Annotated in this window: 18 protein-coding genes; 11 read left to right on the top strand and 7 right to left on the bottom strand. The window is 62.2% G+C overall.

All coding sequences use genetic code 11. The annotated features are described in order from the left end of the window. The first annotated feature begins 80 nt into the window (after positions 1-80). The 3 genes from IP85_RS21630 (at position 81) to IP85_RS21620 (ending at position 1167) form a co-directional block, all read left to right on the top strand. Entirely contained in the window at positions 81-584 is a 504-nt protein-coding gene (locus IP85_RS21630) for an SspB family protein (protein WP_054151720.1), read from the top strand. Positions 585-637: 53 nt separating this feature from the next. Further along, the gene (locus IP85_RS21625) at positions 638-826 is read left to right on the top strand and encodes a DUF4169 family protein (RefSeq protein WP_054151719.1); all 189 of its coding nucleotides are present in this window, start codon (positions 638-640) and stop codon (positions 824-826) included. 62 nt (positions 827-888) lie between these two features. Then, positions 889-1167 carry a ribbon-helix-helix domain-containing protein gene (locus IP85_RS21620; protein ID WP_054151759.1) on the top strand — a complete coding sequence of 93 codons (279 nt, stop codon included), beginning with the start codon at positions 889-891 and terminating at the stop codon, positions 1165-1167. Here the strand turns inward: IP85_RS21620 and IP85_RS21615 are convergent. The 4 genes from IP85_RS21615 to IP85_RS21600 form a co-directional block, all read right to left on the bottom strand. Further along, positions 1160-4894, bottom strand: coding sequence for an AsmA-like C-terminal region-containing protein (locus IP85_RS21615; protein WP_054151718.1), 3735 nt, complete (start codon positions 4892-4894; stop codon positions 1160-1162). The genes IP85_RS21620 and IP85_RS21615 overlap by 8 nt on opposite strands. Before the next feature lie 73 nt (positions 4895-4967). Further along, the gene (locus IP85_RS21610; RefSeq protein ID WP_054151717.1) at positions 4968-6377 is read right to left on the bottom strand and encodes an FAD-linked oxidase C-terminal domain-containing protein; all 1410 of its coding nucleotides are present in this window, start codon (positions 6375-6377) and stop codon (positions 4968-4970) included. A gap of 117 nt (positions 6378-6494) precedes the next feature. Next, on the bottom strand, positions 6495-9644 hold the full coding sequence (locus IP85_RS21605) for an efflux RND transporter permease subunit (RefSeq protein WP_054151716.1): 3150 nt from the start codon (positions 9642-9644) through the stop codon (positions 6495-6497). Then, positions 9641-10852: an efflux RND transporter periplasmic adaptor subunit gene (locus IP85_RS21600; RefSeq protein WP_054151715.1), complete on the bottom strand. Its 1212-nt coding sequence runs from the start codon at positions 10850-10852 to the stop codon at positions 9641-9643. Before IP85_RS21600 ends, IP85_RS21605 begins: the two co-directional genes overlap by 4 nt. A gap of 300 nt (positions 10853-11152) precedes the next feature. Between IP85_RS21600 and IP85_RS21595 the strand changes: the two genes are divergently transcribed. After that, entirely contained in the window at positions 11153-13630 is a 2478-nt protein-coding gene (locus IP85_RS21595; protein WP_054151714.1) for a UvrD-helicase domain-containing protein, read from the top strand. A 76-nt stretch (positions 13631-13706) separates the two neighbouring features. Next, positions 13707-14489 carry a glycosyltransferase family 25 protein gene (locus IP85_RS21590; protein WP_054151713.1) on the top strand — a complete coding sequence of 261 codons (783 nt, stop codon included), beginning with the start codon at positions 13707-13709 and terminating at the stop codon, positions 14487-14489. A gap of 12 nt (positions 14490-14501) precedes the next feature. Here the strand turns inward: IP85_RS21590 and IP85_RS21585 are convergent, their stop codons facing one another. The 3 genes from IP85_RS21585 to IP85_RS21575 form a co-directional block, all read right to left on the bottom strand. Further along, on the bottom strand, positions 14502-15101 hold the full coding sequence (locus tag IP85_RS21585) for a thymidine kinase (protein ID WP_054151712.1): 600 nt from the start codon (positions 15099-15101) through the stop codon (positions 14502-14504). 114 nt (positions 15102-15215) lie between these two features. Further along, positions 15216-15497 (bottom strand): DUF6074 family protein, encoded by a 282-nt coding sequence (locus IP85_RS21580; protein ID WP_054151711.1) that lies wholly within the window; start codon positions 15495-15497, stop codon positions 15216-15218. A 140-nt stretch (positions 15498-15637) separates the two neighbouring features. Then, complete coding sequence (locus IP85_RS21575; protein ID WP_054151710.1) at positions 15638-17977, bottom strand: glucose/quinate/shikimate family membrane-bound PQQ-dependent dehydrogenase; 2340 nt, start codon at positions 17975-17977, stop codon at positions 15638-15640. Between the two features lie 192 nt (positions 17978-18169). On the opposite strand from IP85_RS21575, the gene pncA reads away from it, so the two are divergent. From pncA to IP85_RS21545, 6 genes are all read left to right on the top strand, one after another. Further along, positions 18170-18796 carry a bifunctional nicotinamidase/pyrazinamidase gene (gene pncA, locus IP85_RS21570; RefSeq protein WP_054151709.1) on the top strand — a complete coding sequence of 209 codons (627 nt, stop codon included), beginning with the start codon at positions 18170-18172 and terminating at the stop codon, positions 18794-18796. Positions 18797-18885: 89 nt separating this feature from the next. Beyond that, positions 18886-19758: a pantoate--beta-alanine ligase gene (panC, locus tag IP85_RS21565; RefSeq protein ID WP_054151708.1), complete on the top strand. Its 873-nt coding sequence runs from the start codon at positions 18886-18888 to the stop codon at positions 19756-19758. 2 nt (positions 19759-19760) lie between these two features. Then, entirely contained in the window at positions 19761-20588 is an 828-nt protein-coding gene (panB, locus tag IP85_RS21560; RefSeq protein WP_054151707.1) for a 3-methyl-2-oxobutanoate hydroxymethyltransferase, read from the top strand. Positions 20589-20730: 142 nt separating this feature from the next. Beyond that, positions 20731-21072: a hypothetical protein gene (locus IP85_RS21555; protein WP_054151706.1), complete on the top strand. Its 342-nt coding sequence runs from the start codon at positions 20731-20733 to the stop codon at positions 21070-21072. A 200-nt stretch (positions 21073-21272) separates the two neighbouring features. Then, positions 21273-21983, top strand: coding sequence for an AzlC family ABC transporter permease (locus tag IP85_RS21550; RefSeq protein WP_054151705.1), 711 nt, complete (start codon positions 21273-21275; stop codon positions 21981-21983). Further along, a complete protein-coding gene (locus IP85_RS21545; RefSeq protein ID WP_054151704.1) occupies positions 21980-22291 on the top strand; it encodes an AzlD family protein in 312 nt (103 codons plus the stop codon). Before IP85_RS21550 ends, IP85_RS21545 begins: the two co-directional genes overlap by 4 nt. Position 22292: the final 1 nt, after the last annotated feature.

The raw sequence follows: 22292 nt of genomic DNA, 5'->3' as shown, positions 1-22292 counted from the left end.
CACGCGCCGGGGCTTTTCCGCGCCGCCGCGTCGTGGCATAAGCCGCTGAAAATCGGCATGATAACGAAAGCAGGGATCTGATGGGGCACGACCATATTCGCTACGACATTCTGGCCCAGGACGCACTCCGTGGCGTCATCCGCAAGGTCTTGGCCGAGGTTGCCGCGACGGGGCGCCTGCCGGGTGACCATCACTTCTTCATCACCTTCCTGACCGGCGCGCCGGGCGTACGGATCTCCCAGCATCTCAAGGCGAAATATGCCGAGCAGATGACGATCGTTGTCCAGCACCAGTTCTGGGACCTGAAGGTAACCGACAGCCTCTTCGAGATCGGCCTCTCTTTCTCCGACACACCGGAAAAGCTCGTGGTGCCCTTCAACGCCATCCGTGGATTCTACGACCCCTCCGTGAACTTCGAACTCGAATTCGACGTGCCGCTGGTCGACGAGGAGGAAGGCGAGGCCGAGATCACCGCCTACCCGCTGGAAGCCGTCGCCAAGACGGAAGAGACGGAAGCCGGAAAGACGGAAGAAAAGAAGGAAGGCTCCGTCGTTTCACTCGACGCTTTCCGCAAGAAGCAGTGAAGACATGACGAACGGCCGGGCCCCTGCCCGGCCTTTTCCGTGGAGTTGAGACCATGGCCGACATCGTCAATCTCCGTCAGTTCCGCAAGGCGAAAGCCCGCGACGAGCGGGAGAGCGTGGCCGAACAGAACCGCATCAGCCATGGCAGAACCAAAGCGGAAAAATCGCTGACCAAGGCACGCAACGACAAGGCAGCCCGGCAGCACGAACAGGGGCGGATCGAGAAGCCCGAGCAGGATTGATCCGAAAAGATGCCTGGGCGCATCGGGACGGCCATACCTCGAACATCCAGACGGTGACCGCCATGATCCGCAAACGCTCGATCACCCTGCACGGACACCGCACCAGTTTTTCGGTCGAAGATCCCTTCCTCGACGAGTTGAAGACCATCGCCAGGAAACGCGGTTTGAGCTTTGCTGCCCTGATCGCCGAAATCGACGAAAGCCGGCCGCTCGACTCGAACCTCTCCTCTGCCCTCCGCCTGTTCGTGTTGCGAGAGTTCAAGCAGGCGGTTGAGGAGGCGGAGGAGAAGGTCTTGGAACGACCGGCAGAGGCGAACGTCCAACGCAATCCGGTCAGTTGACCCCAGGCAGTCCCTCGAACCGCATCTCTGGCAAGGGCTGACGGATCACGCGCTCTTCCGGTGCGACCGGCAAAACTGGTGCAACGGGCACCGTGTCCGTCGTCAGGGGCTCCACCGGTGTGGCCGCCGGCGCCTCAGGTTGAGCAACTGCTTCGGCCTCTTGCGCAGCCTGGGCTTCCGCTTCCGCTTCCGCCTTGAGCCGCGCTTCCTCTTCCAGCCGCAGGCGTTCCGCTTCTGCCCGCGCCCGCTCTTCGGCACGCGACCGCGCAAGTGCCGCCTCACGCCTCAGCCTCTGTTTTTCGAGAACGCTTGCCTGCAGCGCCTCAACCCTCCGCCGCTCGGCCTCGAAGGCGCGCAGAGAGACAAAATTGGTAAGTTCTGTAACGTCAAGTGACTGACTGGGCGAGAGCGCGTCACCCCGGAAGAGAAGCCGGAAATTCGGCTCTCCCCCCTCCATGGCGGCCTCTCCGGCGTTCAGGGCGACACCGATTTCCCCGTCGAGCACGCCGGATCGCAGATCGAGCCTGAGCGCACCGTCGAGCTTGGCCGCATCCGCCTGGTGGCTCGCCGCCTGAATGCGCAGCGTACCGTCTGACAAGGCAAAGGGCAGGACCAATCCCCTCAGTTCCGTTCGGCCATCCTCGATCAGACGATCGGTGATATCCCGAACCTTGTCCTCACTGATCTCCGTTCCCAAAGCATCCACCTCGGCAATAAGTGCCGGCATGATGTCGAGCTGCAGCCGGTCGAGCGTGAGGCTGTTGAACCGCGCCTCGCCAGAGCCACTGGCCGTACCGATCAACTCAGCCGGCGTCTTACCGGCGCTTTCGACAACCAGCGTCACATCCATGCGCCCGGCGGGCGTTTCGGCCTCGGTCATTCCGCGTCCGATGCGAAGTGAATTGACCGTTCTCAGCACATCGCCCCCCTCGAGATCGAGGCGGGCTTGCAGGAAGCCGTTTCCGTCGGTGTTGGCCACCGAGAACCGACCCTTGGCCTTGCCGCCTAGCCAGTCACCAGCAATGTCATCGAAGCTTAGTTCACCGGCCTTGTTGCGCAGCGTTCCGGACACATCCGTCATGGCCTCTGCCGCACCTGGCCAGAATTGCTTGACGGTCAGGCCGAGATCGAGATCGAAGGGCAAGCTGACGACGCCAAGAGCCGCCTCCGACAAGGCGCCATCAACCGGATCCGTGAGCGGGCCGATCATGGTCGCCGCAAGCCAGTCGAGATCGAGTTGATCGAGGCTCACGGTGCCGGCAATCGACGGAACGGATCCCGTCAGGTTCACCTGCCCCTCAGCCTCGACCGTTTGTCCACCGATCGTCCCCGTCATGCTTTCGATCGCAAGCTGATCATCGCCAAGCGAGAATTGCGTCTCTCCTTTGAGCGGCAGACCGGTTGCCGCGTCGGGAAGGCTGAGACCAAGCGCCATCAGATAGGGGCCGATGTCCTGGCTATCGAGCTGCAAATCCCACTTGCCATCCAGCATGCCAGGCGTGTCCATAGCCGTCAGCTGCGCCGTTGCCTCGAGCGTGGTGACAGGCCCGGCAAAACTGACGACGGCATCGGCATTGCCTTCACCTGCGGCATTCACCGTCAAGGTCAAGACACCACCTTCACCGGTGGTCCAAGGCAGCGGATCAAAACCTGCCTGCCCGAGCAGGACCTGTGCCTCTTCGTTCTCCAGCCGGATTTCTACACTGCGTTGCCCGCCGCCCAAAAACGCAGAGATCTCGTCAGCCTCGGCTGTCGCGGCAAGCGCTGTCTGGTTGACGCGGCCAGTCAGGCCGAGCGTCATGGCACCCGCCTCCGTCACCTGCAACCTGCCCTTGACGTCAGTGTCGGCATACCATTGCGCGCTCTGGGCCAAGCGATCGACGAGAGCGTTGGCCGGCAGGCGTTCCCGCAGCAGTGCAAGGAACGGGCCTGGGTCGTCAGAGACGAAACCGATCTCCGCTTCACCTACTGGAGTAGTCTCTGTCTCTCTCAGCGCACCGCTCACCCGGATCGCGCTGCCCGCAACGCTACCCAGATTGAACCGCTCGATCGAAAGCTGCCCCGCCTCGTAGGTGGCGATCGCTTCGACATCTTCCGCGCTGACACCGAACGCGCGCAGGGTGCCGAGCTTCAGACGGGTCGCGACCCGTTCGGCGAGCAGCCGCTGTTCGGCATCCTCGCCAACGACCAGGGCGACGATCGCCCGAGCCGCATCGAGATCAAGACCGTCTCCCGTCAGATCGATGGAGAGGCTCGCCGCTTGACCGATGGGCGATTCTCGCTCGATCCTTCCCTTCAGAGGCTCCGCGCCGATCGCAAGCTCCAGGTTTTCGAACCGTTGCAGTTCGGGCGTCAGATTGACCGAGGCCGAAAATCCGGCCGAGGAAAGGCCTCGGATCGACGGATCGACGCGCCCCGCAATCCAAGTGGCGAGGCCTGACGGCTGGGTTGATGCGATCAGGAGATTACCTTCGAAAGATGGCGTGCCAACGAGCGTCAGCCGGCCGCTCGCCTCGACCTGAGTGCGGCCCGGCAAAAGGCCGACGGCCTTTTCCACGGCCCAGCCGTTGCCTGCGGGGCGGACGTCGAGCTGCAGGTCGCGAAACACGGTATCGCCCGCGACAATCGCCGGCAGGCGCAGCGTGGCACGTCCCGGAACCTTGGGGATCGGGATCTCTGCAGCGCTGGCGAGCAAGAGCGCCAGGCGCTGCTGGACGGACACGCTGCCATTGCGCGAGGTCTTGGCCCGGCTGCCATCGGCCGCCAGCCTGTTGACGTCGACCTGCTGGCCCTCGGCCGTCAGCAGGAACTCCGGATTGGCACCGGTGTCGAGCTTGGCTTCGCCCGAGATCACATAAGGGTCGACGACCTCGCCGAGTTCAAGGCGGTAGCTCGGAACCGTGATGCTGTCATTGGCAAGCTTGAACTCGCCCCGCATCCGCGGTGCAGGCACAGGTGTCTGCCCCGGCTCCAGCGCCTCAGCCGGTGTCGCGACTTTCCAGGTGGACGAGAAGCTTCCTGCATACTGCGGCTTTCCCTCTTCCAGCGCCAGTTCGCCTTCGAGCATCAGGTCGAAGGGACGCGCTTCAGGTTCGATCCGCAGACGAAGCGGCAGGGCAACGCCTGAGACTTCCGAGGTCGTCAGACCGAACTGCGCCGCTTCTCCGTCCAATACGGCCCTGCCCTCGACCGACCAGGGGCCCGCAAGCGTTCGCGCCGAAAGAGCAGCGTCCAACTCGGTGAGCATGCGATTGCGCCCCGACTGCTCGTCGATGAACTCGACACTACCGCCGGTGACGGAGACCTTCTCCAGAACGACCGTGCGCGCCGGAATGCTGGGTCTGCTGCCGCGCAACCAGTCAAGCGTCCCATCAGGCAAAAGCCGGATACGCGCCTTCGGCTCCTCGATGCGCATGTCGAAGATGCGCGCCTCGCCAGACAGGAAGGGCGCGAGTTCCGCATCGAGCGAGAAGCGGGCGATCCTGACGAGCGGCGTACCGTCCACGTCGGTCCCGACAGTGACATCCTCCATGGTGACGGACGGGAACGGTAGGAGCCGTGCCGAAACCTCGCCATTGACCACGACCTTCTTGCCGAGCAACTGGCTCGCCTGATCCTCGAAGTCACGGCGGAAATTGGTCCAATCGACGAACAACGGCGCAAGCAGCGCTGCAAAAAGCGCAACCACGAGCAGGCCGCCAAGCGTTACCAGTATGCGTCCGAGCACCGAATGCTACTCCCTTGATTACGGCCCGAAGGTAACGCAATTCACCGCAGGGGCAACCCGCAAGCTCTTGCAGTCACAGCCGAAAGATCTTGCCGGGATTGAAGATATTGTCAGGATCGAGCCCAGCCTTGACGGCGCGCATCGCCGGCAGTGCGGAGGCCAGTTCCTGCTCCAGATAGCTGATCTTGCCCTGTCCGACCCCATGTTCGCCGGTGCAGGTGCCTTCCATGGCAAGCGCCCGCCCGTTCAGCCGCTCCAGAAAGGCTTCGGCGTTCTCGACATCAGCGGCGTCCTTGTCGTTGAACAACAGCAGGACGTGGAAATTGCCATCTCCGGCATGACCGACAATCGGGGCCAGAAAGCCATGTTCGCGAATATCAGCCTGCGTCGCGGTCACGCATTCCGCGAGACGCGAAATCGGCACGCAAACATCCGTCGACAGGGCCGAAAGTTCCGGCGCCAGTGCCCGGCTTGCCCAATAGGCATTGTGGCGCGCCTTCCAAAGCTGATTTCGCTCTTCCGCATTGGCGGTATAGGCAAATTCTCCACCGCCGAACTCGGCCGCGATCTCGCCGAACTGTTCGGCCTGGAGCGCCACCGTCTCTTCCGTGCCATGGAACTCGACGAACAAGGTCGGACGCTCGGCATAGGAAAGCTTCGAATAAGCGTTGCAGGCGCGGATCTGCATCTCGTCCAGGAGTTCGATGCGCGCCACGGGGATGCCCATCTGGATCGTCATGATCACGGCATTGCAGGCGTCTTCGAGCGTCGGGAAAGCCACGACACCGCCGCTGATCTTCGCCGGAATGCCTTGGAGCCTGAGCGTAACCGAGGTGATCACCCCGAGCGTGCCTTCCGAACCGACGAACAGCCGCGTCAGATCATAGCCGGCCGAGGACTTGCGGGCCCGCTGCGCGGTGCGGATCTCCTCACCATCGGCCGTCACCACCGTCAGCGCCAGCACATTGTCCTTCATCGTGCCATAACGCACCGCATTGGTACCGGATGCACGCGTTGCAGCCATGCCGCCGAGCGACGCATTCGCGCCCGGATCGATGGGGAAGAAGAGACCGGTGTCGCGCAGATAGGTGTTGAGATCCTCACGCGTCACGCCCGGCTCGACCGTGCAGTCCAAATCTTCGGCATTGACCGCGAGGATCCGGTTCATGCGGCTGAAATCGATCGATATGCCGCCGCAAGGTGCGTTCACCTGCCCCTCCAGAGAGGAGCCCGTGCCGAAGGGCACGACCGGCACGCGATGCGTGGCGCAGATCCGCACGACCTCTCGAACATCCTCGCTGCTTTCGGCGAAGACGACCCCATCCGGTCGTTGTGACGGCAGATAGGTGGTGGTGTGGCTGTGCTGGTCGCGAAACGACTGACCTGTCTGGAAGCGCTCCCCGAAACGCTGCTTGAGGAGCGGCAAGGCCAGAGCGATGCCTTCTTCATTGCGTTTGCCGTCGATCACATCCTTGCGGGCCATCCGCGACCTCCCGAATAATAGCCTTGGGACGCACCGGGAAATCGGTGCGTCCCTGCTATGGGATAGGGCTCGGAGATTGTCCAGTCGTCAGACAGCCGCACAGGCACGCTCTTCCTGTTACTCGGCCGCAACCCTCGGCGGCACGCCGCGATCATTGGCGATCTTCAGCGTGGCATCCTCGAGTTCCGTCTTCAGGCGCGCCTCTTCCTGGGCATGCGGCTTGGAGAAGCGGGCAAGCAGGAGATAGGCGACCGGCGTGATGTAGAGCGTCACGAGGGTCGCAAAGCCGAGACCGCCGACGATCACCCAACCGAGCGCGATGCGCGCCTCCGCACCGGCGCCCTGCGCCAGCACCAGCGGCACGCCACCGAGCACGGTTGCAATCATCGTCATCATCACGGGACGAAGACGGATGGTGCAGGCCGTTTCGATCGCCTCGCGAACGGATAGCCCCCTGTCACGCAACTGGTTGGCAAATTCGACGATCAGGATGCCGTTTTTCGCCATGACGCCAACGAGTAGCACAAGGCCGATCTGACTATAGACGTTCAGCGTCGAGCCAGTGACAACAAGCGCAAAGACGGCACAGGCAAGCCCGAGCGGCACCGTCGCCATGATGATCAGCGAAGACACAACGCTTTCGAACTGCGCGGCGAGCACCAGGAAAATGATCGCGATCGCGAAGCCGAAGGTCAGCGCCATGCCATAGCTGTTCTCCTCCAGCGTCGCCGCTTCGGACAGCGGGATCAGGCGCGAGCCTGGCGGCAGCAAAGGCTGCGCAATCTGTGTCACCATCTCGACAGCATCTCCGAGCGCAACGCCGTCGCCGAGGCCTGCCGAGAAGGACACCGAGGCGAGCTGCTGATCTCTGTTCAGCGTCGGCGAGACGGCATTCTCCTGGAGCGAGGCAATCGTCGACATCGGAACGACGCGACCGTCGGATGTAGTGAGGAAGATGTTTTCCAGATCCGTCGGGTCATTGATCGGCTGCGTGCTCGACACAAGGCGAACCGGGATCGAATTACCATCGACAAAGACATCGGTGACCGAACGTCCCTCGAGCAGCGCCTGCAACGACGTGCCGATGGCGCCGATATCTATGCCAAGATCGGAGGCCCGTTCGCGGTCGATCGTCACCGAGATCTGTGCCTGGGTCGGCTCATTGTCGAGACGCGGTGTCTGGAACTCCGGACGGTCACGCAACTGCTCGACGATCTGCAGTGCCGATGCCGTCAGCGTTTCATGGTTCGAACCAACGACCGCCATCTGCAGGCCGCTGCCGGCACCACGGATTCTGAGGCTGTTGGTCTGGAACACATTGCCACGCAGCGCCGGCACCAGAGCGGCGGCGGCGTTGACGTCCTGAACGATCTGGTTCTGACTGCGTTCACGCTCCGACCAGGGTGCCAGCGTTATCACCATGAAGGCGCTGTTGGATGAGCCCTGACCGGAGATCGAGAATATGCTGACAATCTCCCCGCTGTCACGGAGCGGCTTCAGGTTCTCCTCCACCCGCTGCACCTGATCACGCGTATAGGCAAGGCTCGACCCCTGCGGGGTGGAAAGCCGCATCAGCACAACCGAGCGGTCTTCGCGGGGCGTGATCTCGCTCTGGATTGACGTAAACGCGAGGTAGGCGGCGCCGGAGAACACCGCAGCAACGACGCAGACGATCAACGGATTTGAAAGGCAGGCCCGAAGCGTTTGGCCATAGAAGCCGGCAAAGCGCTTGCCGAACGCACCGAGCAATCCCCGGTCGTCATCGGCTTCCCGTTTGAGCATGCGCGATGCCATCATCGGACACAAGGTAAGCGCCGTGACCGACGAGAGCAGAACCGCAAAGGCCAGCACGAAGCCGAATTCGCGGAAGAGACCACCGAGCTGGCCCGGCAGGAAGGACAAAGGCACGAAGACTGCAGCGAGTGTGGCCGTGGTCGCAAGGACCGCAAAGAAAACTTCCTGTGTTCCGAGCACTGCAGCCGCGCGCGGCCCCATGCCCTCAGCCCGGCGGCGGACGATGTTTTCGAGAACGACGATCGCGTCGTCCACGACGAGGCCGGTCGCGAGAACGATTGCGAGCAGTGTGAGAATGTTGATCGAGAAGCCGACCATATAGATCGCAGCCAGCGTGCCGATCAGAGCGACGGGCATGGTGAGCGCCGGGATCAACGTCGCGCGCCAGTCGCGCAGGAACAGAAAGAGGACCACAAGCACGATCACGGCGGAGAGCCCGAGCGCGATCTCAACCTCGTGCAGAGCGCCCTGAATGAAGACCGCATCGTCGCTCGTGACGATTACCCGCGTACCCTCCGGCAGGGCGCTCGCCATGCCCTCGACGGCACCATGGACGCCGGCGGAGATGTTCAGCGTGTTGGACTGCGCCTGACGGATAATGCCGAGACCGACACCCTGCACACCATTGGAACGCAGCGAGGTCGAACCATCGTCGGGCCCGAGCGTCACGGTCGCCACGTCGCGCAACCGCACGCGCTCACCGATCAACACATTCTCGAAATCGTCGACGGTGGCGAGGCTGGCGGTCGCCCGCACAACGATGTCCTGCGTCTGTGATTCGAGCGAACCGGCGGGAACGTCGAGCGAGGAATTCTGCAATGCGGATGCAAGGCTGGCCACACTCAAGCCTCGGCTGGCGAGTGCCGCCTGGTTGACGTCAATGCGGAAAACCTTTTCCTGATCACCATAGATCTGGACGTCGGCGACGCCCTCGACGGCTGCCAGCCGGTCCGAGATCTCGTTGTCCACCAGCAGCGTCAGGTCTTCCATCGAGAGCGTGGTGGAGGTCACGGCAAGCCGCATGATCGGCTGCGAATCAGCGTCCGCCTTGACGATGCGCGGTTCGTCCGTGTCGTCGGGCAACTGGTTGCGCACCCGACCGAGCGCATCGCGCACGTCGTTTGCGGCGACTGCCAAGTCGACATTGTCGCTGAACTCCAGCGTCGTACGGCTCTCGCCGAACTGGGAGCGCGACGACATGGATTTGAGGCCGCTGACCCGGGCGACTGCGCCCTCGATGATGCGCGTCACCTCCTGGTCCATGGTCTGCGCGGAAGCACCATCATAGTCCGTGCTGACCGTGATGACAGGCTGGTCGACGTCAGGCAATTCGCGGATTTCGATGCCGGCAAGGGCAGCCAGACCTGCAACGACAAGCAGTGTATTCAGCACCGCCGCCAGAACCGGGCGGCGCACGAAAAGGGCGGTAAAGCTGCGCCCGGACTGTTCGGAACCGTTCTCACTCGCGCTCATCGAACAGCAACCTCCTCGGCATCGGCGCGGGTTTCGCCGGCAATTTCGACGGTCCCACCCTCACGCACACGCTGGAGCCCTTCGACGGCGACCACGTCGCCTTCCTTGAGCGGTGCTTCGACGAGGATTTGGTCAGAATTGCGCTGCACGATCGTCACGCGCGTCTTCACGGACTTGTTGTCGACAATTTGCCAGACGAAGGAGCCCTCACCGTCCCATTGCACCGCGAGCGGGTTTACGGCCGCATAGCTGTCACCGGGAAACCGCATCGCAACAGCAAACGACATGCCGGCGCGCAGCACATCGTCGGGATTGTCGATCTTGGCGCGAATGCGGATCGTGCGGCTCGCCTGATCCACGCGGCTATCGACCGCTTCGACCGTGCCTTGGAAAACCTGGCCTGGACGCGAGTCGGACTTGGCTTCGACCGGCATGCCCGGCCGCACGGCCGCGACGAAACGTTCGGGAGCCCAGAAATCGACGAGCAGCTGGCTGCGATTGTCGAGAGAGACGATGGCTGTCGTATTCGTGACATTGTCGCCGACACTGACGCCAACGATACCGATCACACCATCGATCGGCGCCACGATGTCGCGGCGCTTCAGGTTGAGTTCGGCGGTGGTCAATTGCAGCTGCGCCTGTTCTTCGGCAATTTGCGCGTCGAGCACGTCGAGCCGCGAGAAGCTCTGGAGATTGCGGTAGGATTCGGCCTTCTCCTTCGCACTGCGAAGCGCAACGGCCGCCTGATCGCGCAGGATGACCTGCTCCTCACGATCGAGCCGGGCGATGAGGTCACCCTTGCTGACCTTCTGGCCGGAAGACACGAGGATCTCGTCGAGGGTTCCGGACGCCTGCGGCATGACAGTCACCGCCTCGATCGCCTCCCCGTCGCCGATGGCGCTCAGGCGGTCGTTGACGACACCCATGGCGACTGGCTGTGTAGCCACGAGAATGGCCTGATTGCCGCCACCACGCCGGCTTCCTTGGCCCTGCCCCTGTCCACCGGACTGCGCCTGCTGCCCGCCCTGCCCCTGGCCCCGCTGTCCCTGCCCTTCACCTTCTGCCGTGCCCGACACGAGCGCCACGGCCGAAGCGGGCACCCCCATTGAAACGAGCGCCTGCCCCGCTCCGGGTGAAAAATAGACGAGGGAACAGAGACCGACGAAAAGAACGGCGAAACTGATGGCGAGTTGCTTCCAAACCGGCATGCAAGGCTCCAAAATGTAAAACGGAATGTCAGCGGTTAAGTATCGGGCGCAAACAGTCAGTGGCAATGCCAGAACGTCAAGCTTACTGATTTGTAATCTCGCGTCTTTTCACGCCGCCGTGATCCCGCAACCCCTGCATGCCGGGCGAAACCGTACGGACGGGAGCCTAGCACATCCCACAGCCTAAAGCCTAAAGCCTAAAGCCTAAAGCCTGCCGAAATCCGTGCGCAACACGGCGCAAGGAATAAAACCAGAACGCCGTCACTGGCCTTTCCGACCCGAATCACTACATTGAGCCGCATGAGTAACGGTTTCGACGACATTCCCTTCTTCGACGAAGAACCCGCACCGCGCAAGCCTGCCGCGTCCCCTGCCCCCACTTCTGGCGCTCCTGCTGCCGGTGGCCTTGGCATTGCGGCCCGCGCTATGGCTGCCCGTGATCAGGCTCGTGCGCCCGATTATCTCTCCGGCCTGAACCCGGAACAGCGTGAAGCCGTCGAAACCGTCGATGGTCCGGTACTCGTGCTCGCAGGCGCCGGCACCGGCAAGACCCGCGTGCTCACCACCCGCATTGCCCATATCCTGGCAACCGGCAAGGCCTTCCCGAGCCAGATCCTGGCGGTGACCTTCACCAACAAGGCTGCCCGCGAGATGAAGGAGCGTATCGGCCATCTTGTCGGCGGCGCCGTCGAAGGCATGCCCTGGCTCGGCACCTTCCACTCGATCGGCGTCAAGCTCTTGCGCCGCCACGCTGAACTGGTTGACCTACGCTCCGACTTCACCATCCTGGATACCGATGATGTCGTGCGTCTGATCAAGCAGATCATCCAGGCTGAAGGTTTGGACGACAAGCGCTGGCCGGCCAAGCAATTTGCCCAGATGATCGACGGCTGGAAGAACAAGGGTCTCGACCCAAGCCAGATTCCCGAGGGCGACGCCCGCGCCTTCGCCAACGGCAAGGGCCGCGAGCTCTATATCGCCTATCAGAACCGTCTGAAGACCCTGAATGCCTGCGATTTCGGCGACCTGCTCCTGCATCCGATCCGCATGTTCAAGGCGAACCCTGATGTCCTGAAGGAATACCACCAGCGCTTCAAATACGTGCTGGTCGACGAGTATCAGGACACCAACACCGCCCAGTATATGTGGCTCAGGTTGCTCGCCCAGCGGCCGCCGGGCGTGCCGCAGAACGTCTGCTGCGTCGGTGATGACGACCAGTCGATCTATGGCTGGCGCGGCGCCGAAGTCGACAACATCCTCCGCTTCGAGAAGGATTTCCCCGGCGCCAAGGTCATCAAGCTCGAGCGAAACTACCGTTCGACCGAGCATATCCTCGGTGCCGCCGGTTTTCTGATCGCGCACAATGAGGGCCGCCTCGGCAAGACCCTCTTTACTGACCGCGTCGATCCCAACGACGACAAGGTCGTCGTCCATGCCGCCTGGGATTCTGAAGAGGAAGCCCGCGCCGTCGGTGAAGAGATCGAACAGCTGCAGCGTAACCAGCACCCGCTGAACAACATGGCGATCCTGGTCCGCGCCTCCTTCCAGATGCGCGAATTCGAAGATCGCTTCGTCACGCTGGGTCTCAACTACCGCGTCATCGGCGGCCCGCGCTTCTATGAGCGCCTCGAAATCCGTGATGCGATGGCCTACTTCCGCCTCGTATGCCAGCCGGCCGACGACCTCGCCTTCGAGCGCATCGTCAACACGCCGAAGCGCGGCCTCGGCGACACGACGATCCGCAATCTGCATGACTATGCCCGCGCCCGGGACATACCGATGCTCGCGGCAGCAGCAGACATCATCGAAACCGACGAGCTGAAGCCCAAGGCCCGCAAGGCGCTCTTCGACGTCGTCACCGATTTCCGCCGCTGGCAGACCCTGCTCGAAAACACGCCGCATACCGAACTTGCCGAGCAGATCCTCGACGAGAGCGGCTATACGGCCATGTGGCAGAACGACAAGTCGGCGGAAGCGCCGGGACGTCTGGAAAACCTGAAGGAACTCATCCGCTCGATGGAAGCCTTCGAGAGCCTGCGCGGCTTCCTCGAACATGTTTCGCTGGTCATGGATGCCGAGACCAACGAGAACCTCGACGCCGTGTCGATCATGACGCTGCATTCGGCCAAGGGCCTGGAATTCGAGACCGTCTTCTTGCCCGGCTGGGAAGAAGGCTTGTTTCCCCATCAGCGCGCGCTGGACGAAGGCGGACGCTCAGGCCTCGAGGAAGAGCGCCGGCTCGCTTATGTCGGCATCACTCGCGCCAAGCGCCGTTGCCACATCTGGTTTGTCTCGAACCGCCGCATTCACGGCCTCTGGCAATCCACCCTGCCCTCGCGCTTCCTCGAAGAGCTGCCGCCCGCCCATGTCGAGGTCGCCGAAGCCGAGACCTCCTATGGCGGCTATGGCCGCAACCCCTATGGCCAGTCCCGCTTCGACAAGCAGGAGCCCTTCCAGAACAGCTATTCGACGCCAGGCTGGAAGCGCGCCCAAGCCAACAAGACCGACGCCACACGCGACAACTGGGGCAACCGCTCGGGTCACGCGGTTGAGCGCATCGGTTACGGCGAAAGCGGACCACGCGCAAAGACGATCGACGGCGAGCTCGTCGCCAAGTCCACGACATCGGAACCGTCACGCTTTTCCGTGGGCGACCGCGTTTTTCATATGAAGTTCGGCAACGGCAATATCTCGGCCATCGAAGGCAACAAGCTGACCATCGATTTCGACCGCGCCGGCCAGAAGCGCGTGCTCGACGGTTTCGTCGAGAAGGCCTGAGACGACAGGCACTATTGACGCTTTCGTGCGGATTGCGCAGAAGGCAGTCTGTTCGACCCTGTCATTGGAGACAGCTTTGCAAGTCCTTCCGGAAAGCCGCCTGAACCTCGCCGTCTACCTGATCAACATGGACGGCGCGGAAGATCGCATGGAGGTGATGAACCGCGAGACGGCCAACGCTGGCATCGTCGCGGAGCGTGTCCCGGCGGTGATCGGGCGCAACCTCAACTTCCCGATTCCGGAATTCTCCGAACTCTCCTACAAGCTGCTGCATGGCCGTCGCCTGAAACACGGCGAGGTCGGCTGCTATCTGAGCCATGTCGATTGCGCACGCCGCTTTCTCGCCTCCGACGCGGATCTTTGCCTCATCCTCGAAGACGACGTGACATTCGAGCCGGACTTTCTCGAAACGATCGATGCTGCAGCGAAGAATGCCGACGCCTGGGACATTTTGCGCCTCACCACAGTCAGCAGCGGCCGGAAATTCCCCTATCGCAAGCTGACGGACCGTCGCTCGCTGGCAATTGCCCTCACCCGTGAGAAGGGCTCGGGCGCCTACATGATCAACCGCAAGGCCGCCCGCTGGATTGCGGAGAAACTGGTGCCGATGCGCCTTGCCTATGACATCGCCTTCGATCTCGAATATCTATCAGGTCTGAAGGGCGCCTTCGTCAGCCCATTGGTGGCGAGCCAGGATTCCGATTTCGAATCGCAGATCCAGGGCAACATCAACGCCCACAAGCTGCCGCGCTGGCGTTATCTCACGGTTCTGCCCTACCGGGCCTATCTGGAGCTGAGCCGGGTTCTGGCGCGCGGCGGACTGCTGCTCTGGCAGAAGCTGGTCAACCGGAACGGCTGACGCTGCAAATGCTCACTTGCTGGCGGTAACTTCTTCCGCGGCGAAGGCCAATTGCCAATGACGGCGGCAGAGAGAGGTGTAGGTCTCGTTTCCACCGATCAGCACCTGCGCACCGTCCCGCTGTGCCTTGCCGTCTTCGCCGACACGAACGACCATGGTCGCCTTGCGGCCGCAATGGCAGATGGAACGGGCCTCGGTGAGTTCGTCGGCAATCGCGAGCAGCGCCTTGGAGCCGGGGAAAAGTTCACCGCGGAAATCCGTTCTGAGACCATAGGCCATGACCGGGAGGTCGAGCACATCGACGACCCGCGCAAGCTGCCAGACCTGATCCGTCGTCATGAACTGTGCCTCGTCGATGAAGACGCAGGAGAGCGGTGAAGTCTCGTGATCGGCCTTGATTGCGGCGAAGAGATCTTCTTCCTGACCAAAGGCATCGGCCTCGGCCTTTAAACCGATCCGCGACCCGATGAAGCCCTTGCCCGCGCGATTGTCCAGCGCGCTGATCAGCATTGCCACCCGCATACCGCGTTCGCGGTAGTTGTACGCAGCCTGCAAAAGAAGCGTCGATTTGCCAGCATTCATGGTGGCATAGATGAAATGAAGTTTGGCCAAGGCTGCGCTGCTCGAACTGGAGTGATGCTGGCGCCGTCATACCGGAGAGGTGAGATGGCGGACAAGCACCGGCCAGCGTTGCCAACAGGAAGTATCGCGCCTGACCTCGGGCACTCAGCCCTGCGCGGCTTCCTCGCGATGCAGCCACATCAGTTCGACCTGCACTGCCGCCTGGAAGTCCATGATTTCGGCCCGCATCTCGTCTTCCGGGCAACCGAGTTCGAGAAGTTCGTTGCCGAGCCGGCGGCATGTCGTCTTCCAGAATTCCGTCGCGGCATAGCCATTCAGGCGGTCGAGTTCGATCGCGGAACGGCGCACCAGATCCCGGCGGCTCGCGAGCGGAAAGAAGGCGATTGTCGTCGGGTTGGACTGGCCGTTCATGGCTTGGCTACTCATGCGAAACATCCTCACGTTACGACATGTGTGTAGAATCACATGGTTAACGTTCCGTTTCGCAGCAAGGCCAGACACGCTGAAGTGTGCCGAAAGTGAACCCGCCCGCGATCGCGGGCGGGTTCAAGACTACTGAACCATGGTCAATCGGGCAGCGAGTAGGCGATGATATAGTCGCCCGGATCCGTGCCCACGGAGCCATGACCGCCAGCGACCATCACGACATACTGCTTGCCGTTGTCGAGCGCATAGGTCATCGGGGTCGCTTGGCCACCAGCTGGCAGGCGGATCTCCCAAAGCTGCTCGCCGGTCGTCAGGTCATAGGCACGCAGGTAGTTGTCGACGGCTGCACCGAGGAACACCACGCCGCCCTTGGTGATCATCGGACCACCAATACCTGGCACTCCGACCTTGAAGGGCAGCGGCAGCGGCGTCATGTCGTAAATCGTACCATTGCGCTTCTGATAGGCGATCTCGCCCGACCGCAAGTCGACGCCGGCAATGGTGCCCCACGGCGGCGCCTGGCAGGGAATGCCGAGCGGCGACAGGAACGGCCCCATGACGACGCCGTAAGGTGCGCCCTCGTTGCGATTCAGTCCCTGCTCGGACCCTGTTGCGCCTTCTTCCTTCGGCGGAATGTCGGAACGCGGAACCAGCTTCGATGTAAAGGCGAGATAGGTCGGCATGCCGAACATCACCTGGCGCTCCGGATCGACGGCGACCGAACCCCAGTTGAAGGTGCCGAAATTGCCGGGATAGACGAGTGTCCCTTCCAGCGAAGGCGGCGTGTACTGACCCTCGTATTTCAGCTGATGAAACTGGATGCGGCACATCATCTGGTCGATGATCGTCAGGCCCCACATGTTGCTTTCAGTGAGTGTCGGCGGACGGAAGGTCAGATCCGAGATCGGCTGGGTCGGCGCTGTGAAGTCTTCGGGGATCGCACCACCCGGTGCCGGGATCTCGCGCACCGGAATGATCGGCTCGCCCGTCCGGCGGTCCAGCACATAGATGTCACCCTGCTTCGTTGGGCCAATCAGCGCGGGTGTCACCGCACCCTCGGCATTCGTCAAATCCAGAAGCACGGGCTGTGCCGGCACGTCCATGTCCCAGAGATCGTGATGCACGGTCTGGCGCACCCAGCGATCCTGTCCCGTGTTGACGTCGAGCGCGACGATCGAAGACGAGTATTTCTCCACACTCTCGCTGCGCCCCATGCCGAGCTGGTCAGGAACCTGATTGCCGAGCGGGATATAGACGAGGCCGAGTGCTTCATCGACCGAGAAGATCGACCAGCTGTTGGGAGAATTCGGCGTATAGGCCTCGTCGGGGCCGATCGGAGCAGTTTCCGTCGGGTTGCCGCTGTCCCAGTTCCAGACCAGTTCGCCCGTGTTTACATCGAAGGCACGGATCACGCCGGACGGCGACTGCGTCGAGTAGTTATCGTTGACGGCACCCCCAATGATGATCTTGCCAGCAGCGATGACCGGCGGCGACGTCGAGTAGTAGTAACCGGCCGGATTGTAGGGCATGTTCTGCTCGAGACGCAGCGTGCCGCCATTGGCGAAATTCTCGCAGATGGCGCCGGTTCCGGCATCAAGCGCGATCAGACGCGCGTCCGAGGTCGGCAGGTAAACGCGTTCGGCACAAACAGTGCCTTCAACGGCTGTCGGATCGCGGTAGTAGGTGACACCGCGGCAGGTCTGGTGCTGGCGGTCGGGTTCGAGGCCGGCATTCGGATCGAACTTCCACTTTTCCTGCCCAGTCTCGGCATCCACTGCGATCGCCCAATTGTGCGGCGTGCAGAGGTAGAGCGTATCGTCGACCTTGAGCGGAGTGACCTGATAGGTCGTCTCGCCAACATCCTCCGGCAGCTTGACGTCACCCGTCTGATAGGTCCAGGCGATCTTCAGATCCTGAACGTTTTCGGTATCGATCTGGGTCAGCGGCGAATAGCGCTGCCCGTAGGGTGTGCGACCATACTGGTGCCAGTCAGCGTCGGGCACGTCACCACCAAGCGCCGGCGCTGCCGCCACCTGTTCGGTCGGAAGCCGACCATCGCGGTCATACGAGTTGGTAAACAGCGAAATGACAGCGACCACCGTCGCAATCAGCACGGGCACGGCGACCGGCAGGAGACCCGCCGCCACACGGCCACGGCGATGGGCCGGCCCCAATTGCCGGCGAACCGCCGGAAGCATCAGCCAGAGGCCGAGAACGACGATCAGTCCACCTCTCGGTCCAAGCTGCCACCAGTCGAGCCCGACTTCGGACAGCGCCCAGACGAGGCTGCCAAGAATGAAAAGGCCGTAAAGCCAGAGAGCCTCGACCCTGCGCAGGACAAGCAGCAAGGCCGTCCCGAGAAAAACAAGGCCGGCGATCAGGAAATAAGGGCTGCCGCCGAGCAGCAAGAGCTGTGCGCCACCGATGCCGAGCACCAGGCCCAGCACGCCGAATATGACAGCGGTGATAGTGAGAAACATACCGGTTCCAATCGTAATGCGAGATGGAAAATTGGCCCTGACCTTTTGAGGTAAAGACAACAATCACCAAGGCCGAACGTGGCAAAAGCGTGATTGTTCCATTTTCTGAAACCTCTCCGGAAACCGTGGAATGCTCTTGATCCCGCCGCTATCGATTGCCATCTTGCGCCGCACAAGAATGGGAGTGCGATCATGACCAAGGCCCTGCTGCTTATCGACATCCAGAACGGTTTTTGCCCGGGCGGCAATCTGCCGGTTGAAGACGGCGACGCAGTCGTGTCCGTGGCAAACCGCCTGATGGCAAACGGCACTTATGATCTGGTCGTTGCCTCGCAGGATTGGCACCCTGCAAACCACGGCAGCTTCGCTTCCCAGCATCCGGGCAAGAAGCCCTTCGACATGGGCGAACTCTCCGGGCAGCCGCAGGTGATGTGGCCGGACCATTGCGTGCAGGGCACGCAGGACGCGGACTTTCACCCCGATCTAGACACAGACCGCATCGATTTCGTCCAGCGCAAGGGCGAGAACCCCGCCGTGGACAGTTATTCCGCCTTCCGCGACAATGACAAAGCCGCACTCACCGGTCTGGCCGACTGGCTGAAGGCAAAGGCTGTGACCGAACTCCACGTCATGGGACTGGCCACAGACTACTGCGTGAAGTTTTCAGCTCTTGATGCCGTGGACATGCTGCCGGGCGTCAAGGTCCGCCTGATCGCCGATGGTTGCCGTGGTATCGATGCGAAGGGCGTGGAGGACGTAATCGAGGCCATGCGCGAGGCGGACGTCGAGATCATCGACAGCAGCCGAATCGGTTTCTGAGGAAGTTTCTGCAAAGGATTCGTGCGATTGCCTTTTTTGACGGCAAGCGCTAGAGCCGAGCCAGTGAGAAGACAGGGAGGACGCCGGTCATGGAAGTCATCACCACGATCGCCGCTTTGCGACAGAAGCTCGCGCCCCGCCGCCGCGCCGGCCAGACCATCGGCTTCGTGCCGACCATGGGTTATCTGCATCAGGGTCACCTGAGCCTGGTCGGCCGCGCCAAGTCCGAAAACGACGTCACGGTCGTCTCGATCTTCGTCAATCCGCTTCAGTTCGGCAAAAACGAGGATCTGGCGAAGTATCCACGCGACCTTGCCCGTGACAGCGCGATGCTGGAACAGGCCGGCGTCGACTATCTCTTCGCGCCGGGCGTGGAAGACATGTATCCCGAACCGATGCAGACGGTCGTCGATCTGCCGAAACTCGGCTCGGAGCTCGAAGGCGAGGCTCGTCCGGGCCACTTCGCCGGTGTGGCGACCGTGGTCACCAAGCTCTTCAACATCGTCCAGCCGGATGCCGCCTATTTCGGCGAGAAGGACTACCAGCAGGTCACCATCATTCAGAAGATGGTCGAAGATCTGGCCCAGCCGGTGCGCGTCGTACCCGTGCCAACGGTCCGCGAAGCCGACGGCCTCGCCTGTTCCTCGCGCAACGTCTATCTCTCGCCCGCCGAACGTGCCGCAGCCGTGATCGTACCGAAGACTCTTGGCGAGGCCGAAAGGCTTCTGCTTACCGGCATCCGCGACGTCGCGACCCTGGAAGCAAAACTCGTCGAGTTTTTGCAGACAGAATCGCTGGCCGAGCCGGAGGTGGTAGCCATCCGCGATCCGCGCACGCTCGAGCGCATCGAGACGGTCAAGGAGACCGCCCTCGTGCTTCTTTACGTGCGCTTCGGCAAAACAAAGCTTCTAGATAACCGCATAATCGGCCAAGCGGCCGCCACCGGCATGGAGGCCGCCTGAACATGAGCACACCACCCCGCCAGAAGCGTTTCACCCCGGCCGACATCACCGCCCTTAAAGGCGTCAGGCCGATCGTGTCGCTGACCGCCTACACGACCCCCATCGCCCGCATCCTCGACCGCCACTGCGACCTGCTGCTCGTCGGAGACAGCCTCGGCATGGTGCTCTACGGCATGGACACGACCGTCGGCGTCACAATGGACATGATGGTCGCCCACGGGCAGGCCGTCATGCGCGGCGTGTCGCGTGCTTGCGTCATCGTCGACCTTCCCTTCGGCTCCTACCAGGAGAGCAAGGAACAGGCCTTCCGCAATGCTGTCCGCCTTATGAAGGAGACCGGCTGCGACGGCGTGAAGCTCGAAGGCGGCGCGGAAATGGCGGAAACCGTCGAATTCCTTGTCAGCCGCGGCGTGCCCGTCTTCGGCCATATCGGCCTGATGCCGCAGCAGGTGAATACGTCGGGTGGCTATCGCTCGAAGGGGCATAGCGAAGTCGAGCAGGACAAGATCCGCCGCGATGCCAAGGCGATCGATGAAGCCGGTGCCTTTGCCATGGTGATCGAAGGCACTGTCGAGCCGCTCGCCCGCGAGATCACCACCACGGTGAAGGCAGCAACCATCGGCATCGGCGCCTCGCCGGCCTGCGACGGCCAGATCCTCGTCTCCGATGACATGCTTGGCCTTTTCAACGAGTTCAAGCCGCGTTTCGTCAAGCACTACAGCGAACTTGCCGAGGTGATCGAGAAAGCCGCAAGCGACTACGCGGCTGAGGTCAAGGAGCGCATCTTCCCTGGCCAGGAACACACGTTCCAGATCCGGCCGAAGAAATAGCCAAAATTTCGATGGGTCCCTCAGCTGACCGGAATGGTTTCCGCGACGGTTGCTCTCAGGAGTTAGATGAAGCGCGGTTGGCGCTGGGGAACGCTGACACAGATGTCGCGCAACGCACTCATGTGACAGTCGGGCCAGGACGATGAAGGACTATCGCCCTGACGTGATCTTTGTTGTCAGCGGCGAGGTTTGGCGCGACTTCTGTGCGCTGCGCGAGGCGTGGGGACACCCTCTGACAGTGGGACTGTCCGACGAGTGCATCACCTATATCAGAAGCGCCATCCGAGCCGGAGACACCGCTAAAGCGGCGCATTGGAGAGCCGTTCGGGATCTCGCCACCCAATATGGCCTATCCTGGATCAGCGCGGTCGAAGTGGAAGGAGCGCTGATTCAGGAGGAACCTGAAAACAGTATTTTCAGATATCCGCCGATTTCACAGCGCAAGCGGGTCGTGATTGACGGCCGAAGCCCGGTGTCGATCTGACCACAATCGACAGCCGCGGCGATGAAGCCGGAGCGCGGGCAGTCCGTGAACTTCCTTGAATGCGTCTTTTCGACAAGACGCCGGCAGTCACCCAATGCCAATAGGCAATCATCAATGCCGATGGTCGTTCCATCAGCGGAATTGGTTTGTCGGACAAGCCGACAGCGGCTAGCCAGCAGAGAAACGTGAGAAACTGCGCCATGTCCCGATCAGAGTTCACCGTGGGTGCGTTGAAGGCCCTGCCCGTCATCATATCAGCCGGCCCCTTCGCCGTGCTGTTTGGCGCCGTGGCGGTCGCAAATGGACAGACCGTCGCCGAGGCCGCCCTGATGAGCGCGACGGTTTATGCCGGCGCAAGTCAGTTGGTCGGCATCGAGCTCTTCGGCCAGGCCGTGCCCATGTGGGTCGTGATCCTGTCGATCCTCGCGGTGAACTTCCGGCACATCCTCTATTCGGCCGCGATCACGCCCTTCATGGATCATTTCACGCTGCCCCAGAAAATGCTGAGCTTCTTCCTGCTCACCGATCCGCAATTCGCCGAAACGCTGGCGCGTGGCGAAAGCGGCCGCGGCGTCTCGTTCCCCTGGTATGTCGGTTTCGGTGTGATGATCTATGCGCCCTGGGTCGCCATGACAGCCGTCGGCGGACTGGTCGGCAAGGCGATGGGCGACCCGGCGGACTGGGGCATCGACGTGCTGCTGCCGATCTACTTCCTCGGCCTGGTGCTCGGCTTCCGCAAGCGCGGCAATTTCCTGCTGATCGTGGCGGTCAGTGCGGTGGTCTCCGTCATTGCCCAGCATCTGATCGGCTCACCCTGGCACATCAGTGTCGGGGCACTCGCCGGCGTCCTCCTGGCGGCCATGCTGCCGCTGCCCCAACCTCCGGTCGAACGCGAGGAGGCGAGCCGATGAGCACACTCTTCACGCCCTACATGACGCTGTTGATCGCGGCCGCCGCCGCTGCGACCTTCGCGACCCGCATTGGCGGCTATATTTTGGTGAAGCGCTTGAAGCACATGCCGCCCCGACTTGAGGCGGCGCTGAACGCGGTTCCGGCAGCGGTTTTGACGACCCTTGTCGCGCCAGCCTTCTTCTATGGCGAGATCGACGTGAAGGTCGCCATGGCGGCGGCCTTCCTGATCGGCTTGCGCTTCGGTGCAATCCCGATGCTGATCGGCGGTTGGGCCGCCGTCATGCTGATGCGTCAGTTCGTCGGCTGAC

Origin of the sequence: Rhizobium sp. AAP116 (assembly GCF_001295785.1) — a bacterium.
Lineage (GTDB): Bacteria > Pseudomonadota > Alphaproteobacteria > Rhizobiales > Rhizobiaceae > Allorhizobium.
Note: the sequence above shows the minus strand (reverse complement) of the source record. Positions and strands in the feature narration are given on the sequence as shown.

Bases quoted from the DNA above. Each gene is read 5' to 3' on its own strand.
- IP85_RS21630 (WP_054151720.1), top strand. From the start codon at position 81: ATGGGGCACGACCATATTCGCTACGACATTCTGGCCCAGGACGCACTC.
- IP85_RS21625 (WP_054151719.1), top strand. From the start codon at position 638: ATGGCCGACATCGTCAATCTCCGTCAGTTCCGCAAGGCGAAAGCCCGC.
- IP85_RS21620 (WP_054151759.1), top strand. From the start codon at position 889: ATGATCCGCAAACGCTCGATCACCCTGCACGGACACCGCACCAGTTTT.
- IP85_RS21610 (WP_054151717.1), bottom strand. From the start codon at position 6,377: ATGGCCCGCAAGGATGTGATCGACGGCAAACGCAATGAAGAAGGCATC.
- IP85_RS21605 (WP_054151716.1), bottom strand. From the start codon at position 9,644: ATGAGCGCGAGTGAGAACGGTTCCGAACAGTCCGGGCGCAGCTTTACC.
- IP85_RS21600 (WP_054151715.1), bottom strand. From the start codon at position 10,852: ATGCCGGTTTGGAAGCAACTCGCCATCAGTTTCGCCGTTCTTTTCGTC.
- IP85_RS21595 (WP_054151714.1), top strand. From the start codon at position 11,153: ATGAGTAACGGTTTCGACGACATTCCCTTCTTCGACGAAGAACCCGCA.
- IP85_RS21580 (WP_054151711.1), bottom strand. From the start codon at position 15,497: ATGAGTAGCCAAGCCATGAACGGCCAGTCCAACCCGACGACAATCGCC.
- IP85_RS21575 (WP_054151710.1), bottom strand. From the start codon at position 17,977: ATGTTTCTCACTATCACCGCTGTCATATTCGGCGTGCTGGGCCTGGTG.
- pncA (WP_054151709.1), top strand. From the start codon at position 18,170: ATGACCAAGGCCCTGCTGCTTATCGACATCCAGAACGGTTTTTGCCCG.
- panC (WP_054151708.1), top strand. From the start codon at position 18,886: ATGGAAGTCATCACCACGATCGCCGCTTTGCGACAGAAGCTCGCGCCC.
- panB (WP_054151707.1), top strand. From the start codon at position 19,761: ATGAGCACACCACCCCGCCAGAAGCGTTTCACCCCGGCCGACATCACC.
- IP85_RS21555 (WP_054151706.1), top strand. From the start codon at position 20,731: ATGAAGGACTATCGCCCTGACGTGATCTTTGTTGTCAGCGGCGAGGTT.
- IP85_RS21550 (WP_054151705.1), top strand. From the start codon at position 21,273: ATGTCCCGATCAGAGTTCACCGTGGGTGCGTTGAAGGCCCTGCCCGTC.
- IP85_RS21545 (WP_054151704.1), top strand. From the start codon at position 21,980: ATGAGCACACTCTTCACGCCCTACATGACGCTGTTGATCGCGGCCGCC.